The organism is Enterovirga sp. (assembly GCF_028290205.1).
Taxonomy (GTDB): domain Bacteria; phylum Pseudomonadota; class Alphaproteobacteria; order Rhizobiales; family Beijerinckiaceae; genus Enterovirga.
The window spans coordinates 1-15,198 of sequence record NZ_JAQGKF010000143.1 but is presented as its reverse complement, the minus strand read 5'-3'; the positions used below and the strand labels follow the sequence as shown (position 1 = coordinate 15,198).

At 69.6% G+C, this 15,198-nt stretch carries 17 protein-coding genes and 1 pseudogene; 10 read left to right on the top strand and 8 right to left on the bottom strand.

The genetic code is table 11. The features are described from left to right. From JWR86_RS10345 to JWR86_RS10335, 3 genes are all read right to left on the bottom strand, one after another. Positions 1–684: hypothetical protein (locus JWR86_RS10345; RefSeq protein WP_299564643.1), on the bottom strand; the 684-nt coding region annotated here is incomplete at its 3' end. Positions 685–742: 58 nt separating this feature from the next. Further along, complete coding sequence (locus JWR86_RS10340) at positions 743–1,114, bottom strand: PepSY domain-containing protein (RefSeq protein ID WP_299564640.1); 372 nt, start codon at positions 1,112–1,114, stop codon at positions 743–745. A 149-nt stretch (positions 1,115–1,263) separates the two neighbouring features. Beyond that, positions 1,264–1,824: a L,D-transpeptidase gene (locus JWR86_RS10335; RefSeq protein ID WP_299564636.1), complete on the bottom strand. Its 561-nt coding sequence runs from the start codon at positions 1,822–1,824 to the stop codon at positions 1,264–1,266. A 137-nt stretch (positions 1,825–1,961) separates the two neighbouring features. On the opposite strand from JWR86_RS10335, the gene JWR86_RS10330 reads away from it, so the two are divergent. The 5 genes from JWR86_RS10330 (at position 1,962) to JWR86_RS10310 (ending at position 6,321) form a co-directional block, all read left to right on the top strand. Continuing rightward, positions 1,962–2,357: a hypothetical protein gene (locus JWR86_RS10330; RefSeq protein ID WP_299564633.1), complete on the top strand. Its 396-nt coding sequence runs from the start codon at positions 1,962–1,964 to the stop codon at positions 2,355–2,357. Between the two features lie 102 nt (positions 2,358–2,459). Next, on the top strand, positions 2,460–3,455 hold the full coding sequence (locus tag JWR86_RS10325; protein WP_299564630.1) for a TRAP transporter substrate-binding protein: 996 nt from the start codon (positions 2,460–2,462) through the stop codon (positions 3,453–3,455). 106 nt (positions 3,456–3,561) lie between these two features. Further along, positions 3,562–4,098 carry a TRAP transporter small permease gene (locus tag JWR86_RS10320; RefSeq protein WP_299564627.1) on the top strand — a complete coding sequence of 179 codons (537 nt, stop codon included), beginning with the start codon at positions 3,562–3,564 and terminating at the stop codon, positions 4,096–4,098. A gap of 40 nt (positions 4,099–4,138) precedes the next feature. Beyond that, positions 4,139–5,458, top strand: a complete 1,320-nt coding sequence (locus JWR86_RS10315) for a TRAP transporter large permease (protein ID WP_299564624.1) — start codon at positions 4,139–4,141, stop codon at positions 5,456–5,458. Positions 5,459–5,469: 11 nt separating this feature from the next. Continuing rightward, positions 5,470–6,321: a TauD/TfdA family dioxygenase gene (locus JWR86_RS10310; RefSeq protein WP_299564621.1), complete on the top strand. Its 852-nt coding sequence runs from the start codon at positions 5,470–5,472 to the stop codon at positions 6,319–6,321. A 103-nt stretch (positions 6,322–6,424) separates the two neighbouring features. On the opposite strand, the gene JWR86_RS10305 is transcribed toward JWR86_RS10310, so the two are convergent. After that, complete coding sequence (locus tag JWR86_RS10305) at positions 6,425–6,697, bottom strand: DUF2312 domain-containing protein (RefSeq protein ID WP_299564618.1); 273 nt, start codon at positions 6,695–6,697, stop codon at positions 6,425–6,427. A 206-nt stretch (positions 6,698–6,903) separates the two neighbouring features. Here JWR86_RS10305 and JWR86_RS10300 point away from each other — a divergent pair, with 206 nt between their 5' ends. Then, the gene (locus JWR86_RS10300; RefSeq protein ID WP_299564615.1) at positions 6,904–7,917 is read left to right on the top strand and encodes a TRAP transporter substrate-binding protein; all 1,014 of its coding nucleotides are present in this window, start codon (positions 6,904–6,906) and stop codon (positions 7,915–7,917) included. A 90-nt stretch (positions 7,918–8,007) separates the two neighbouring features. Here the strand turns inward: JWR86_RS10300 and JWR86_RS10295 are convergent, their stop codons facing one another. From JWR86_RS10295 to JWR86_RS10285, 3 genes are read right to left on the bottom strand one after another with little or no spacing between them, the layout of a single operon-like run. Beyond that, entirely contained in the window at positions 8,008–9,138 is a 1,131-nt protein-coding gene (locus JWR86_RS10295) for a serine hydrolase (protein ID WP_299564612.1), read from the bottom strand. An 11-nt stretch (positions 9,139–9,149) separates the two neighbouring features. Continuing rightward, positions 9,150–10,193 (bottom strand): agmatinase, encoded by a 1,044-nt coding sequence (gene speB, locus JWR86_RS10290; protein ID WP_299564609.1) that lies wholly within the window; start codon positions 10,191–10,193, stop codon positions 9,150–9,152. 10 nt (positions 10,194–10,203) lie between these two features. Continuing rightward, positions 10,204–10,968, bottom strand: coding sequence for an HpcH/HpaI aldolase/citrate lyase family protein (locus JWR86_RS10285; RefSeq protein WP_299564607.1), 765 nt, complete (start codon positions 10,966–10,968; stop codon positions 10,204–10,206). 106 nt (positions 10,969–11,074) lie between these two features. Between JWR86_RS10285 and JWR86_RS10280 the strand changes: the two genes are divergently transcribed. After that, a complete protein-coding gene (locus JWR86_RS10280; protein WP_299564604.1) occupies positions 11,075–11,566 on the top strand; it encodes a GAF domain-containing protein in 492 nt (163 codons plus the stop codon). Between the two features lie 25 nt (positions 11,567–11,591). Here JWR86_RS10280 and JWR86_RS10275 read toward each other — a convergent pair whose 3' ends face one another. Beyond that, positions 11,592–12,326, bottom strand: coding sequence for a sulfite exporter TauE/SafE family protein (locus JWR86_RS10275; protein ID WP_299564601.1), 735 nt, complete (start codon positions 12,324–12,326; stop codon positions 11,592–11,594). A gap of 146 nt (positions 12,327–12,472) precedes the next feature. Here JWR86_RS10275 and JWR86_RS10270 point away from each other — a divergent pair, with 146 nt between their 5' ends. The 3 genes and pseudogenes from JWR86_RS10270 to JWR86_RS10260 form a co-directional block, all read left to right on the top strand. After that, positions 12,473–13,645, top strand: a complete 1,173-nt coding sequence (locus tag JWR86_RS10270; protein ID WP_299564598.1) for an ABC transporter substrate-binding protein — start codon at positions 12,473–12,475, stop codon at positions 13,643–13,645. 46 nt (positions 13,646–13,691) lie between these two features. Beyond that, positions 13,692–14,555: a branched-chain amino acid ABC transporter permease gene (locus JWR86_RS10265; RefSeq protein WP_299564594.1), complete on the top strand. Its 864-nt coding sequence runs from the start codon at positions 13,692–13,694 to the stop codon at positions 14,553–14,555. 92 nt (positions 14,556–14,647) lie between these two features. Next, positions 14,648–15,198, top strand: a pseudogene (locus tag JWR86_RS10260) (branched-chain amino acid ABC transporter permease); the annotation flags it as partial.

The window sequence follows — 15,198 nt, the reverse complement described above, 5'->3', positions numbered from 1 at the left end:
GCTGCCGAGGCCGGTGCCGAGGCCCGTGCCGCTGCCGAGACCCGTGCCGAGGCCCGTGGTGGTGGACGCCGCAGCGCCGGTGGCGCCGCTGGACATGGCGCCCGTGGTGCCGGGCGCGTAATCGCTGTCCGAGTAGCGGCCGGTCCAGCCCTGGCTGCGCCAGCTCTGCTCGCGCTCGGCCATGTCCACCGTGCCGTCATCGTCCAGGATGTCGGTCACCGTGGCGAGCAGCCGGTCGTCGGTCCTGACCGTGACCAGCGTGCCGCCGCGGCGGATGCCCTCGGCGTAGCTGTGGGCGTGGGCCTCGTCGATGCCCGCGCCGGTCAGCGCGCCGATGGTGCCGCCCGTGGCCGCGCCGATGCCGGCCCCGACCAGGGTGGAGGCAAGCCAGCCCGCGGCCACCACCGGGCCGAGACCCGGAATGGCGAGGAGCCCGAGACCGGCCAGCAGCCCGGCGCCGCCGCCCAGCACGGTGCCGACCGTCGCACCCGTCCCGGCGCCCGTTCCGGCATCCGGGTGGTCGGTGCGGCGCCCGCTGGTGCTGTCGTAGCGGCCGCGCTCGTTGGCGTCGTTCGAGATCAGCGAGATGTCGTCATGCGGCACGCCGGCGGCTTCCAGGCGCCCGACAGCGGCGCTGGCGTCGCCGTAGCTGTCGAACATGGCCGTCACGGTTCTCTTGGTCATCGGGTGGTCCTTTCGAGTGGGGAAAAGGAGCGGGCCGGCCGCGAGGGCCGGCCACGGCTCACGAGGCGGAGATGTTGCCCTTGTAGTCGAAGCCGACCGTCACGGACTTGCCGTTGCGCATGGCCTTGCCGCGCCAGATGCCATCGTCATCCTTGCGCAGGTCGGTGACATTGGTCAGGCCGGCGCCTTCCAGGCGCGACTTGACCTGCCCCTCGGTGAAGCTGTTCGCGCCCTTCTCGAGGGCGGAGGCCTGGACAAAGGTCGCCTGGCCGGACGCGTTGACGTTCGACGGCGCATTGCCGCCGGTCGAGACCGCCGGGTTGGACGAGCCGGTGGGCGTGCCCGAGGACGGCGAGGGCGCTGCCGTCTGAGCAGCGAGCGGGCCCGAGAGGATGAGGGATGCCGCCGCGGCGGCGATCAGAAGTCGCATGCTGTGCTCCAGAATTGGCCCACAAAACAGGCGAGCTGCCTGCTGAGTGGGCGTGATGCCGGAGCAACGGCCGTAAGTGAGCAACGTTCCCGCGAGCCTGGCCAGAACGTTGCGAGGTGGGCGGGCGAGGGAAGGTCGCCGCGGCCCGGCTAGCGCACGACGATGACCCGGGTGCCGACTCGGACGCGCTGATAAAGGTCCATCACGTCCGCATTGGTCATGCGGATGCAGCCGGACGAGGACGCGGCCCCGATCGTGTGGTCCTCGTTGGAGCCGTGGATGCGGTACAGGGACGAGCCGAGATAGAGCGCCCGGGCGCCGAGGGGGTTGTCCGGTCCGCCCGGAATGTGGTGCGGCAGGCTCGGGATCCGGCGCCGCATGGCGGGCGGCGGCGTCCAGCCCGGCCATTCCCGCTTGGCCGTGATCAGCTTGGTGCCCGACCAGGTAAAGCCTTCACGGCCGACCCCGACCCCGTATCGGATCGCCTGGCCGCCGCCGAGCACGTAGTAGAGCCGCCGCTGACTCGTGGACACCACGACGGTGCCGGGCGCCTCGCGGCCGGGCCAGCTCACCAACTGGCGCGGGATGGCCTGGGTGGAGAACAGGCCGAAGAACTCGGCGATCGGATTATAGGCGGCGGCCGGGGTGGCGGCGACGGTCGATGCCGCGAGGGCGGCGCCGAACAGAAGGGCGGAAATCGTTCTGCTCATGGAGCCTCCTGCAGAGTGGGCTGTTGCGCCAGCATAGCGCCGGATGGGCAGGGCAGGTGCGGCAACGAGGCCACAGCGCGGCCATTGTGTCGGGCGGGCCGAGCCGGCTTAACTCCCGCTCGGCGGAGACCGCAGGCATGAGGACGTTCACTGGTGCCTGGGCGAGGCTCGGGGCTCTGGCCGGGCTTGGCGCCGTAGCCCTCGCCGGGCTCGCCGCTCCGGCCCTCGCGCAACAGCCCTATGGGGGCCTCTGGGCCGGAACAGCCGCGCAATGCCGCGACCCGGACGGCGTCGACCGGATGGAGATCACCGGAAACCGCTTCTTCTGGTACGAGACCCGCTGCACGGCACACGGCATCGCGACGGCGGGCCCGGGCAGCTGGACCATGCGGCTAAGCTGCGAGGGGGAGGGGCAGCGCTTCACGGCGCGGCCGCGCATCTCGCTTCCGACGCCGGACCGGCTGGTCATGGAAAACGGCCCGGTCGGCCCCAACCCGCGCCGGCAGAGCTACATCCGCTGCCCTGGCCTGTAGCGAAAGCGCGCCCGCAACCTGCGCGGAGCCGCTTGCGCGCTTCGTCGGCGCTGCCATACTGCCGTTGACCGCGCCCGGAGAGGCGCGGCGCGGGAGGTCAGGATGACACGACGTGAGGTCCTCGCGGGCGGGCTGGCGCTGTCGGCCGCCGCCCTGGCGGCACCCTGGGTCCGGGCGCAGGCCCAGCTCACCCTGCACGGCGCATCCCAGTTCAACGACGATCATGCGTTCACGCGTGGGCTCGCCAAGTTCGCCGAGCTGACCCAGCAACATTACGGCAAGCCGATCAACTTCGTGTTGCACAAGAATTCCGAGCTGGGGCTCGAGAAGGACTACTTCGCCTATATGAACCAGGGCATCTCGGTCGATTACGCGGTCGTATCGCCGGCCCACATGTCCACGTTCTCCAGGGCCGCTCCGTTCATCGACGCCCCGTTCCTGTTTCGCGACCTCGGGCACTGGAACAAGGTGCTCGACGCCGACCTTCTGAAGCCCGTTGCGGACGAGATCGCCCAAAAGGCCGACGTGATGCTGATCGGCTATGGCGGCGGCGGCGTCCGCAACATCTTCTCCAACAAGCCGGCCCGGAACCTTGCCGAACTCAAGGGCCTGAAGGTCCGGGTGCAGGGCGCTCCCATCTGGAGCCGCACCTTCACCGCCATCGGCATGTCGCCGACCGTGATCGCCTATAACGAGGTCTACAACGCCATTCAGAACAACGTCATCCACGCCGGCGAGAACGAGGCGGCGGGCGTCGAATCCATGAAGTTCTTCGAGGTCGGCCCGAACCTGCTCATGACGGAGCACGCCATTACCATTCGGCCCATCTGCTTCTCGGGCAAGACCTACAAGCGGCTCGACCCGGCGCTGCAGCAGGCGGTGATCAAGGCGGGCCGGGAGGCCGGATCCTACGCCCGGCAGGTGGAATCCTCCGAGGACACGCAGAAGATCGACGCGCTGGAAAAGGCCGGCAAGCTGAAGCGCATCCCCTTTGCCGAGCGTGAGCAGATGAAGAAGCTGGTGGAGCCCGTCATGGCCGCCTATGCCAAGGAGATCGGGGCGGACAAGATCTTCGAGCAGATCAACGCCACCAGCTGACGCGCCGCTTGGCGCAGTCTCCCCGGCGCGAGATCCGCCAGGGTTCCCCCAACGGCACGAGACGACGCGGCGAGGCGCCGATGCCGCGCCGGCCGGCGGAGACTTCATGCGGACCCTCCTCGACGGCTACCATCGCGTGCTGACCTGGCTTCTGGTCGCGTCCGTCGCGCTCCTGGTCATCCCGGTCACGCTGCAAATCGTGTCCCGCTACACGGCGCTGTTCCCGGCCTATATCTGGACGGAGGAGCTGTCGCGCTTCCTGTTCATCTGGATGGTGATGCTCGGGGCCATGATCGGGCTGCGCGAGCGGACGCATTTCGAGGTCGATGTCTGGCCTGAACTCAGTCCACGCCGAACGGCTCTGCTCCGCATCATCGCGCATCTGTTCGTGCTCGTGTTTGCGGTGGTGTTCCTGGTCTGGGGCTGGCGCTTCCTGATGTTCGGATGGTCGCAGACGTCTGAACTGGCCGACCTGCCCATGGGCTTCATCTTCGCGGCCTGGCCGCTGGCCGGCGCCACCTGGCTCCTGTTCCTGGCCGAGAGCTTCTACGACGACCTCCGGACGGCGTCCGGGCGCGCCCCCCTCGTCCCGGAGACACCGGCGCCCGCCACCGGGCTCGAGCCGGGCCGTACGGCCGAGTGATCTCCCCCAGGCCCTTGTCCCGACCCCGCCGGAGCCCCGCATGAGCGCAGCCGTCCTCTCGCCCGGCATGGCGGCGGCCGTCCTGTTCGGGACCTTCTTCTCGCTCATCGCGCTGCGGGTTCCGGTCGCCTTCGCGCTCGGCCTCGCCTGCCTGCCGCCGCTGCTGATCGAGCCCCGGCTGTCGCCGCTCGTTCTCTTCAACGAGACCTTCAAGGCCTATAATTCCTTTATCCTCCTGGCCGTGCCGCTGTTCCTGCTCACCGCCAATCTCATGAGCATCGGCGGCATCACCGAGCGGCTGGTCCGGCTGTCGCGCGCAATGGTCGGCAATTTTCCGGGGGCACTGGCTCAGATCAACGTGATCCTGTCGGTGTTCTTCGCCGGCATCTCCGGGTCCTCCACGGCAGACGCGGCCAGCCAGTCGAAGATCTTCATCGACGCACAGACGCGCGAAGGTTACGACCTGTCCTTCTCCATCGCGGTGACGGCCGTGTCGGCCGTGCTCGCGGTGATCATCCCGCCCTCCATCCTGATGATCGTCTGGGGCGGGGTGATCTCGGTGTCGATCGGGGCCCTCTATCTCGCCGGCATCATCCCGGGCCTGTTGATCGCCGGCGCCCAGATGGCGACGGTTCACGTCTATGCCAAGAAGTACAATTACCCGGTCTATCCCCGGGCCTCGCTGCGCGAGTTCTTCACCGCCATCTTCGTGTCCATCCCGGCTTTGATGACGCCGTTTCTTGTCGTCGGCGGCATCCTGCTCGGCTGGTTCACGGCCACGGAATCGGCCTGTGTGGCGGTGATCTACGCGGCCCTGCTGTCCATCTTCTATTACCGCGAGATGAGCCTGCGGCAGCTCTATGACGGGTTGCTGGAGACCGGCCGCCTCGCCGCCGTGGCGCTGTTCTGCGTCGGCACCGCGTCCGCCTTCGGCTGGCTGCTGGCCTATTACCAGATCCCGCGCGAGCTCCTGGCCAACGTGACGACATGGGGCATGGGCGCCATCGGGGTCGGCTTTTTCGTGGCCTTCGTGTTCCTGGTCGTGGGCTGCTTTCTGGACGCCATCCCGGCCATCATCATTGTCGGCACGACCCTCGAGCCGCTGTCACGGTCGGTCGACATGCACCCGATCCACTTCGCCATGATCGCGATCGTGTCGCTCGCCTTCGGGCTCGTCACCCCGCCCTACGGCATGTGCCTGATGGTCGCCTGCGCGGTCGCCAAGGTGAAGCTGCGCTATGCCATCTGGGACACGATGATCATGCTGATGCCGATGCTCGCGGTACTGGCGGCCCTGATCGTGTTCCCGGAACTCGCGCTGTTCCTGCCGCGCCTGTTCGCGCCCGAATTCCTGAAGTGAGGGAGGCCCACATGTTCAGCAGGCGCCGATTGTCGGACCGGCTCGGAGTGGCGCTGGAGGGCATCGACCTCGCGACGCCACTGTCCGACGCCGCCTTTCGGGAGGTGGAGCAGGCCTTCTGGGACGGTCAGGTGCTGGCCATCAAGGGCCAGAGGCTCGCGCCGGCGCAGTTCCTGGCCTTCGCGCGCCGTTTCGGCCGGCCCGAACCGCATGTCATCGACACGTTCCACCATCCCGAGGCGGCCGACATCCTGATCCTGTCCAATCGCCGGAAGCCGGACGGCTCGCCGGCCGGGCTCGCCGACGGCGGCACCTATTTCCACACCGACTATTCGTACCTGCAGGTGCCGGCGCGGGTGACCATGCTGTATTCGGTCGAGGTGCCGTCGAAGGGCGGCAACACCCTCTTCGCCGACATGTACGCGGCCTATGACGACCTCCCCGAAAGCCGCAAGCGGGAGATCGACGGCCTCACCGTGCTGCACCATTACGGCAACCGCGACGACCTCGACGAGAGCTCACGGACGGCGGCCTCGCGTCTCGACGAGAGCCAGAAGAAGAAGGTCAGCTGGGTCAGGCACAAGCTGGTGCGGACCCATCACGGCACGGGCCGCAAGGCGCTCTACGCCGTGTCCGGCTCCTCATTCGAGATCGACGGCATGCCGCGCCCGGAGGGCGTGGCGCTGCTGGACGAATTGAAGGCGCATGCGACCCAGGACAAATACCTGTTCAGCTACGCCTACGACCCCGGCGACGTGGTGCTCTGGGACGACCTGGCGACCCTGCATTCGGCCACGCTCACGGACCCGAACGACCCCCGCACGCTGTGGCGGATCACCGTAAAGGAGCCGGAGCCGAGCTAGCGGCCCCGGCCCGGACACCGGCAAGCCCGCTGGCCGGGGCTGCGCGGCTGGCTGTTCCGCCGGGCGCAGCCCCGGACCGCCCGGCGGGCCGGCCGGCTCAGGCTCAGGCCGCCTTCGCGACGTCCTCCGGCTCGGCCGTCTCCATGGCCCGCATATAGACGTCCAGCAGGGTCTCCTGCTCGTCCCGCTCGTCCTTGTCGAGCTTCCGGAGCTTGATGATCTCGCGCAGGATCTTGACGTCGAATCCCTCGCCCTTGGCCTCGGCGAAGACCTCCTTCTTGCCCTCGTTCAGCTCGGCGATCTCCAGCTCCAGCTGCTCCACCCGCTCCACGAAGGAGCGGACCCGATTGCCCGCAACGCCGATCTCGTCCGCCATGGTCACCTCATTCCCAAAGAGGCGGCAAGGTCGGCCAGGAGGGTATATGGCGGGTTAAGGCCGCCGGCCGTCGCCGGCCCGTCCACAGGCCATGGCTGAGGCCTCCGGTCGGGCCGGCGCTCCTTGATTTCGCGTGGGCCGCGGGGCAAGCAGGGCGAGAGAACGGGGCCGCTGCAGGCCTGTCCAGGTGAATGGGAGCGAACGTCATGGGAGTGTCACGTCGAACGGTGCTGGTCGGCTCGGTCTCGGCTGCGATGCTGGGCAGCGGCGTGGGCGCCCGCGGGCAGACGGCGCAGTTCACCTACAAATACGCCAACAACCTCCCGGCCACGCACCCGATGAACATTCGGGCGCAGGAGGCCGTGGCCAAGATCAAGCTGGAATCGGGCGGGCGCCTCGACATTCAGGTGTTTCCGAACAACCAGCTCGGCTCCGACACCGACGTGCTGAGCCAGTTGCGCTCGGGCGGCGTCGAGTTCTTCACGCTGTCGCCGCTGATCCTGTCGACGCTGGTGCCGAACGCCTCCGTCAGCGGCATCGGCTTTGCCTTCCCCAATTACGACCTCGTCTGGAAGGCGATCGACGGCGAACTGGGCGCCTATGTGCGCGGCCAGATCGCCAAGGCCAACATCATCGCGCTCGACAAGATTTGGGACAACGGCTTCCGGCAGATCACGACCTCGACCAAGCCGATCCAGACCGCGGCCGACCTCAAGGGCCTGAAGATCCGCGTGCCCGTGAGCCCGCTCTGGACCTCGATGTTCAAGGCGTTCGAGGCGGCCCCGGCCAGCATCAACTTCGCCGAGGTCTACACGGCGCTGCAGACCAAGATCGTCGACGGGCAGGAAAACCCGCTGGCCATCATCTCCACCGCCAAGCTGTTCGAGGTGCAGAAGTACCTGTCCGTCACCAACCACATGTGGGACGGGTTCTGGTTCCTGGCCAACCGCCGCGCCTGGGAGCGGCTGCCCGACGACCTGCGGGCCCTCGCCACCAAGCACATCAACGAGGCGGCCATGAACGAGCGCGCCGACGTGGCCAAGCTCAACGCGTCGCTGCGCGACGAGCTCACCTCGAAGGGCATGGTGTTCAACGAGACGAAGCCCGACAGCTTCCGGGAAACGCTCACCAAGGCCGGCTTCTACGACGAGTGGAAGAAGAAGTACGGCGAGGAGACCTGGGCTATCCTGGAGAAGGCGGTCGGCGCGAAGCTCGGCTGAGCCCCAAGCGGCGCCCGCTTCGGCGGGCGCACCTTTGTGGCGGTCGAATGCCGGGCGCCGTGGCGCGCCCGGACGACCTGCGGCGGGCGCCTAAGCGGCGGCCCGCTGCGCCTCCATCACCCCGCCGATCACATCGTCCGCACGGGCCGGGTCGGTCCAGCGGAGCACGCCGACCAGGTCGTTCGCCGGATCGATCCAGGTCAGGTTGCCGCCCGTGCCGAGGGCGAAGAAGCTTTCGGGAGAGGCGGACGGGTACTTGGTCCGGCCCGTGTTGAGCCACCACAGGAAACCGTAGCCCGGCTCGAGCGGGCAGGGCTGGCGCGAGGCCGCCATCCAGCCCTCGGGCAGGAGCCGCCGGCCGCCCCAAACGCCGTCGCGCGCCGCCAGCAGCCCGATCCGGGCCTGATCCTCGGCATGGATGAAGACGCCGCCGCCCCAATGGCCGCCGCCCGGGACGGACAGCATCGGCCGGCCGTCCACCTCGACGCTCGCATTGCGGTAGCCTTCCCAGCGCCAAGTCTCCGAGGCGCCGATCGGGTACATGAGGCGCTCGGCGAAGACCTCCGGCAGCGGCTGCCGGAACACCCGCAGCAGGGACAGGGCGAGCCGGTTCACCCGGACGTCGTTGTACTCCCAGAAGGCGCCCGGAGCCTTGAGGTCCCGGTGTGTCGGCCGGGGAGGACGGCCCGTATTGTCGATGCCGAGCACGCGGTTGCGGTCGATCTCGTCGGACTTGCCGAACAGCACGCCTTCCCATTCCGAGGTCTGGGTCAGGAGATGCCGCCAGGTCACGCCGGCGTTGCGGCCCTCGAACCCGCCGTCCCGGACGCGGGCGCCGACGGGCTCGTCCAGATCCGCGATCAGCCGGTCGCCGAGCGCAATGCCGGTCAGCAGCGACAGGTAGCTCTTGGCGACGCTGAAGGTCATGTCGACGCGTCGCGTGTCGCCCCAGCGGGCGACCACGGCTCCGCCCTTCAGGAGCAGGCCGTTCGGCGCTCCGCGCGGCGCGCAGGGCCCGAGGATTTCGTTGAAGGGCGGCGGCTCGAAGAAGCCGCCCCGGATCTTGGCCTCGAGATCCACCGGCCAGGGCGTCTCGGCCTCGGCCGCCACGCGGACCGCGGCGGCGAGCCGGTTCGGCTCAAGCCCGGCCGCCTCGGGCGCGACCTCGCGCCAGGGCTGCCCGTCGGCCGGGGGAGTGTAGGCGGTGTCAGGCGAGGGCATGCGGCGCTCCGTCAGGAAAGGGGCCGGCGCGCGATCGCCGCGGCCGCCAGGCAGAGGATCTCGAACAGCATCTGGGCCGCGACCTGGGCCGTGTTGGTGGTCGGGTCGTATTGCGGCGCGATCTCGACCACGTCGCCCCCGACGATGTCGAGGCCGGCCAGGCCGCGCAGGATGGCGAGCGCCTGGGCCGAGGCGAGGCCGCCGATCTCCGGCGTGCCGGTGCCGGGCGCGAAGGCCGGATCGAGGCTGTCGACGTCGAAGCTGAGATAGGTCGGGCCGTCGCCGACCACGGCTCGGGCCCGTTCGACGACCGCCTTGGTGCCGAGGTCGAACACCTCTTCGGCGTGGATCACGGTCATCCCGCTCTCCGTCGAGAACTCCCACAGGTATTCGGCCGGGCCCCGGATGCCGATCTGGACCGTGCGCTCGGGATCCAGCACCCCGTCCAGCACCGCCTGCCGGAACGGCCCGCCGTGGTGGAACTTGCAGCCCTCGTAGGAGCCGCCGGTGTCGCAATGGGCGTCGATGTGGATCATGCCGACCGGGCGGTCGCGCCCGACGGCGCGCAGGATCGGCAGGCCCATGGAATGGTCGCCGCCGACCCCGAGCGGAACCACGCCGGCCTCCACGATGCGGCGCACGAAGGCTTCGATGTCCTGGTGGGACCTCGCGAGGTCGAACCGGCTCGCGAAGGGAACGTCGCCGAGATCGGCCAGGCGGCAGGCGCCCGCCGGCACGGCCCGCAGCACGTGCTCGTAGGGGCCGATCCGCTCGACGGCCCGCACCGCCCGAGGCCCGAAGCGGGCGCCCGAGCGGTTCGTGACCCCGAGATCCATCGGCACGCCGTACAGCGCGACGTCGAGGTCGCGCAGGTCCCCGTCCGGCCGGTGCGGCGCGTCCAGCAGCGTCGATACGCCCGCATAGGGCGCCGGCCGGCGGTCGCCGTCGCGGAACGCGAGGTCGGCGGCGCGGCGGAAATCCGGATCGTGGATGTTCGCCCCGGACGCGTCGGCGTAGCGGGCCCGCAGCCGGGCGAGCTTCTCGGGGCCGAACACGGCCGGCCCGTCAGGTCTTGAAGCTGCGGGCGAGGGCGTCGGCGTTGCGGGCCAGCACGCCGAGGTCGGAGCCAACCGCCACGAAGCGATAGCCCCATTCGAGATAGCGCCGCGCCTCGGCGTCGTTCGAGGTCAGGATGCCGGCCGGCTTGCCGAGCTTGGTCAGCCGGGTCACCGCGTCCCGCATCGCGTCCTGCACCTCGGGATGGGCCGCATTGCCGAGATGGCCGAGCGATGCGGCGAGGTCGGACGGCCCGATGAACACGCCGTCGACCCCCTGCACCGAGGCAATCTCCTCGAGCGCCGCGAGCGCGGGCCCGGTCTCGACCTGAACCAGCAGGCAGATCTCGTCCGCGGCCGTCTTCAGGTAGTTCTGCACGCGCCCGAACCGGGCCGCCCGGCCGCTGGTGGTGATGCCCCGGATGCCGTCGGGCGGATACCGGGTGGCGGCCACGGCCGCCCGGGCTTCGGCGGCGTTCTGCACGAAGGGTATCAGCAGCGCGGGCGCCCCGGCATCCAGGATGCGCTTGATCAGGACGGGGTCGTTCCAGGCAGGCCGGACAATGGGCGTGGCGCTGCCGCCGGCCAGCGCCTGCATTTGCGAGATGAGCCCCGGCAGCTCGTTCGGGGAATGCTCCGTGTCGAGCAGGATCCAGTCGAAGCCGCTGTCCCGCAGGATCTCGGCCACGATGTTGCTGCACAGGCTGCTCCACAGCCCGATCTGCGTGCGGCCTTCGCCCAGAGCCGCCTTGAACGCGTTTCTCTGCAACTCCATTCGGGCCTCCCGTTCGGCGCCCTCTCTTCGGGAGGTGGCCGCAAGTTCTCCACGGCATCCCGTGCCGGAGGGTCCGCGTCAAGCGCCGGGCGTGTTACAGGGAGGCATGACTGACGCCACCATCACGGCCGAGCTCCTCGCCATCGGCGAAGTGCTGGCCCGCGACGCGAGCCCCGAAGCCGCCTTCCGGGCGGTGGACGGGGCGGTCCAGGGCCTGGTCGGCCACCGGCTGTTCACGATCCTGGCGCTCGGCCGCGGCGACGAGGTGCAGCGGGTCTATTCGTCCCGGCCGGACAGCTACCCGGTCTCGGCCTGGAAGCGCATGGGGCCGACACCCTGGGGCGACCTTGTCTTGCGCGGCCGCCAACCCTTCTTCGGCGCCGATCCGGCGGCGATCCGCTGGGCCTTTCCCGATCACGAGCTGATCCTCGGCCTGGGGCTGGGCAGCGTCATCAACGCCTCGGCGGTCCATGGCGGGCGGGTGCTCGGCACCATGAGCGTGCTTGACCGCGAAGGCGCCTACACGCCCGACCAGGTGCAACTGGTCGAGCTCGTCGCGCCCTTGCTGATCCCGGCCCTGCTCGGCCTCGGCGCCTGACCCAGGCGAGAGCCGGCGATCCGGGTCAGAGAGAGGCCCAGATCAGGGTTGCGCCCGACAGGGCCAGCAGCAGGTAGACCACCTCGCGAAAGCGCGCATCGCTGAGCCGCCGGTACAGCCGCGCGCCGAGATAGGCGCCGATCGTCGTCCCGGGAAGCGAGACCAGCACGAGCAGCAGAAGGGCCGGCGTGAACAGGCCCGACACCGCGTGCCAGGCCGCGACGGCGCCGAGCACGACCGCGTTGAAGACCTGGAACACGGCCCGGGCCTCGTCCTTGCCCCACCCGCGCAGCGTCGCCCACACGGTCGGCAGCGGGCCCGAGAGGCCGCTGAGGCCGCCCATGATGCCGCCCGCGAAACCCACGGCCCCGTCGGCAGCGGCGCCGCCCCAGGCGAGGCGGGGCTGGAACCGGCTGAGCAGCATGAACGCCGCATAGGCGAGGAGCAGTCCGCCGACGACCGGTCGGAACAGGTCCGGATCGACCCTCGCGAGCAGCCACGTGCCGAGCGGAACACCGAGCAGCCCGGCCCCGACCATGGGGGCGATGCGGCGGCCGTCGATGCCTTTCCAGACCGCGGGCAGCGTCTGAACCTGCGACACCACGGAGCAGACGGCGACCAGCGTGGCTGCCGGCGCCGGGTCGATCACGTGCAGCCAGAAGCCCAAGGCGATCAGGCCGGTGCCGAACCCCGCCAGCCCGGACACGAACCCGCCGGCGAAGGCTCCCGCGGCAACCAGAGCCGCAACCGTGAGGGTCACGGCAACTTTCCTGTTGGCGGGCCCCCGTCCGACACTGGCGCGGCCCGCGGCCCGGATGCTTCACACCGCCGGGCAAGGTCGGCAATGTGCGCCGGCTGTCTGCCGGGGACGGGTTGCGCCCGCTTCTCAGACCAAGGGAACACGGAATGAAGCTCCTGAGACTCGCCGCGCTCGCCGCCACGTTGGCGGGGCTTGTGGCCGCGCCGGCCGTCGCCGACACGATCAAGGTCGGGGTGATCGGCCCCCTGTCCGGTCCCTTCGGCATCTTCGGGAAGAACTTCAAGGCGGGGATCGACGCCTACCAGGCGAAGGCGGGAAAGACGGTGAAGGGCCACACCGTGGAATTCGTGTACCGCGACCTTGAGGCGATCGACCCGGCCAAGGCGAAGGCGCTCGCCCAGGAGCTGATCGTCAAGGAGCGGGTGCAGTACCTGGCGGGCGCGTATTTCACGCCCGACGCGCTCGCCATCGCGACCGTGATCGACCAGGGCAAGACGCCGTTCGTCGTCATGAACGCGGCCACATCCTCCATCACGCAGAAGAGCCCGCTCGTCTCCCGCTCCTCCTTCACCATGTGGCAGATCACCGTCCCGGCCGCGAAGGCCGCGATCGAGGAGGGGGCCAAGCGCATGGTGGTCGCGGTCAGCGATTACGGACCGGGGCTCGATGCCGAGGCGGCCTTCCGGAAGACGTTCGAGGCCGAGGGCGGCACCGTCACGGATTCGATCCGCATGCCCGTGCGGACGACCGATTTCGGCCCCATCATGCAGCGGGTGAAGGACACCAAGGCGGATGCGGTCTTCGCCTTTCTGCCGAGCGGCCCGCCCACCCTCGCCTTCGTGAAGGCGTTCATCGACAACGGCCTCAAGGCGGCGGGCATCAAGCTCATCACCACCGGCGACCTCACCATGGAGCCGGACCTTCCGGCGCTGGGCGAGGCGGGCCTCGGCATCATCTCGACCTACGGCTACGCGACCTCCCACGATTCGCCGGAGAACAAGGCGTTCCTGGCCGATCTGGCCAAGGTCGGCCTCCCCGAGAAGGAGGTCGTGATGACCGCGGTGGCAGCCTATGACGGCGCGCGCCTGCTCTACCGCATGATCGAGGCGACGGACGGCAAGCAGGATCCCGCCAAGGCGATGGACGCCATCAAGGGCTATGCCTGGGAAAGCCCGCGCGGCCCGGTCTCCATCGACCCCAAGACCCGCCACATCCGGCAGAACATCTACAAGCGCGTGGTGGAGAAGAGGGACGGCGCCTACATCAACCGCGAGATCAAGGCCTATCCGGATCAGCCCGATTTCGGCCTGATGCAGTAGCGGCCGCCTCGGCCCTTCGCGAAAAAACGCGGGATCGGTCCGTCGCGTGCAAGCCGCAGTCTCGATTCTGTTCGATGCGCTCGCCTACGGGATGGTGCTGTTCGTCATCTCGATCGGCCTGTCCGTCACCATGGGCCTGATGCGGGTGGTCAACCTCGCGCACGGGGCCTTCGCCATGGTCGGAGGCTATTTGGCCTCCTGGGCGACGCTCTCCTTGGGGCTGCCCTATGGGGTCGCGATCCTGATCGCCGTGGCCGGCACCGTCATGCTGGCGGTGCCGCTCGAGATGGGCCTCTACCGCCGGATCTACGGCGCCTCGGAACTCACGCAGGTCCTGATGACCATCGGCATCACCTTCGCGGTGATCGGGGCCGCCAACTGGGCATTCGGCCCGGGCCTGAAGACGATCGCCCTTCCGCCCCTCTTCAGCGGCCCGGTCGATCTCGGCTTCCGCACCCTGCCGGCTCATCGCCTCGTGGTGATCGCGACCGGAGCTGCGGTCGCGCTCGCCCTCTGGGTCGTGCTCGAACGGACGGATTTCGGCATCCGGCTCCGGGCCGCCGTGGACAATCCCGGCATGGCGGCCGCGCTCGGGATCCGCACTCCGGCGATCTACGCGACGGCCTTCGCGCTGTCGGTCGCCCTCGGCGCACTCGGTGGCGTGATCGGGGCCGAGATCCTGCCGGTCGAGCCCTATTACGGCCTGCGCTACATGGTGACCTTCCTGGTGGTGGTGTCGGTGGGAGGCGCGGGCTCGATCGGAGGCGCGCTCCTGGCCGCCCTCCTGCTCGGCTTCGTCGACACCGTGAGCAAGTATCTGGTGCCGGAATACGGCGAGTTCTTCTTCTATGCGGCCGTGATTGCCGTGGTCTGGGCGTTTCCGCGCGGGCTCCTCGGGAGGCCGCATTGAGCGCCTCTGCGGCGGCCGAGGGCGGGGCGGGGCCGGCGGGCGGGACGCCGTCGGGCGGCGCGCGCCGGGACCTCGCCGTGACCGTGCTCGGCATGGCGCTGATCGCGGCGGCCGGGGCCTTCGGTTTCGTCGTCTTCCCCTACGATCTCGCGCTCCTCACCCGCATCGCCGCCATGGCGCTGCTCGTGCTCTCGCTCGACCTGGTGACGGGCTATTGCGGGATTGCCACCCTCGGCCACGCGGCGCTGTTTGGCGCCGGCGCCTACGCGGCCGGCATCGCGGCGGCGCATGTCGGGGTGACCGAGCCGCTGAGCCTTCTTCTCCTGGGCGCCGTCGGCGGCGGCGTGGCCGGCCTCCTGTCCGGGATCGTCATCCTGCGAGCCTCCGGCCTGCCGCAGCTCGTGCTGTCGATCGCCGTGGTCCAGCTCGCCTCCGCCCTCGCCAACAAGGCGTCCGGCGTCACCGGCGGCAGCGACGGCCTCTCGGGGATCACCCCGCGGGCGCTGTTCGGGAGGTTCGAATTCGACCTCTACGGGCAGACCGGATACCTGCTCGCCGTCGCCCTGCTGGTCGGCACGTTCGGCCTGTTGCGCTGCGTCGTGCGCTCCCCGTTCGGCCTGCTCTGCCGGGGCATCCGGGACGA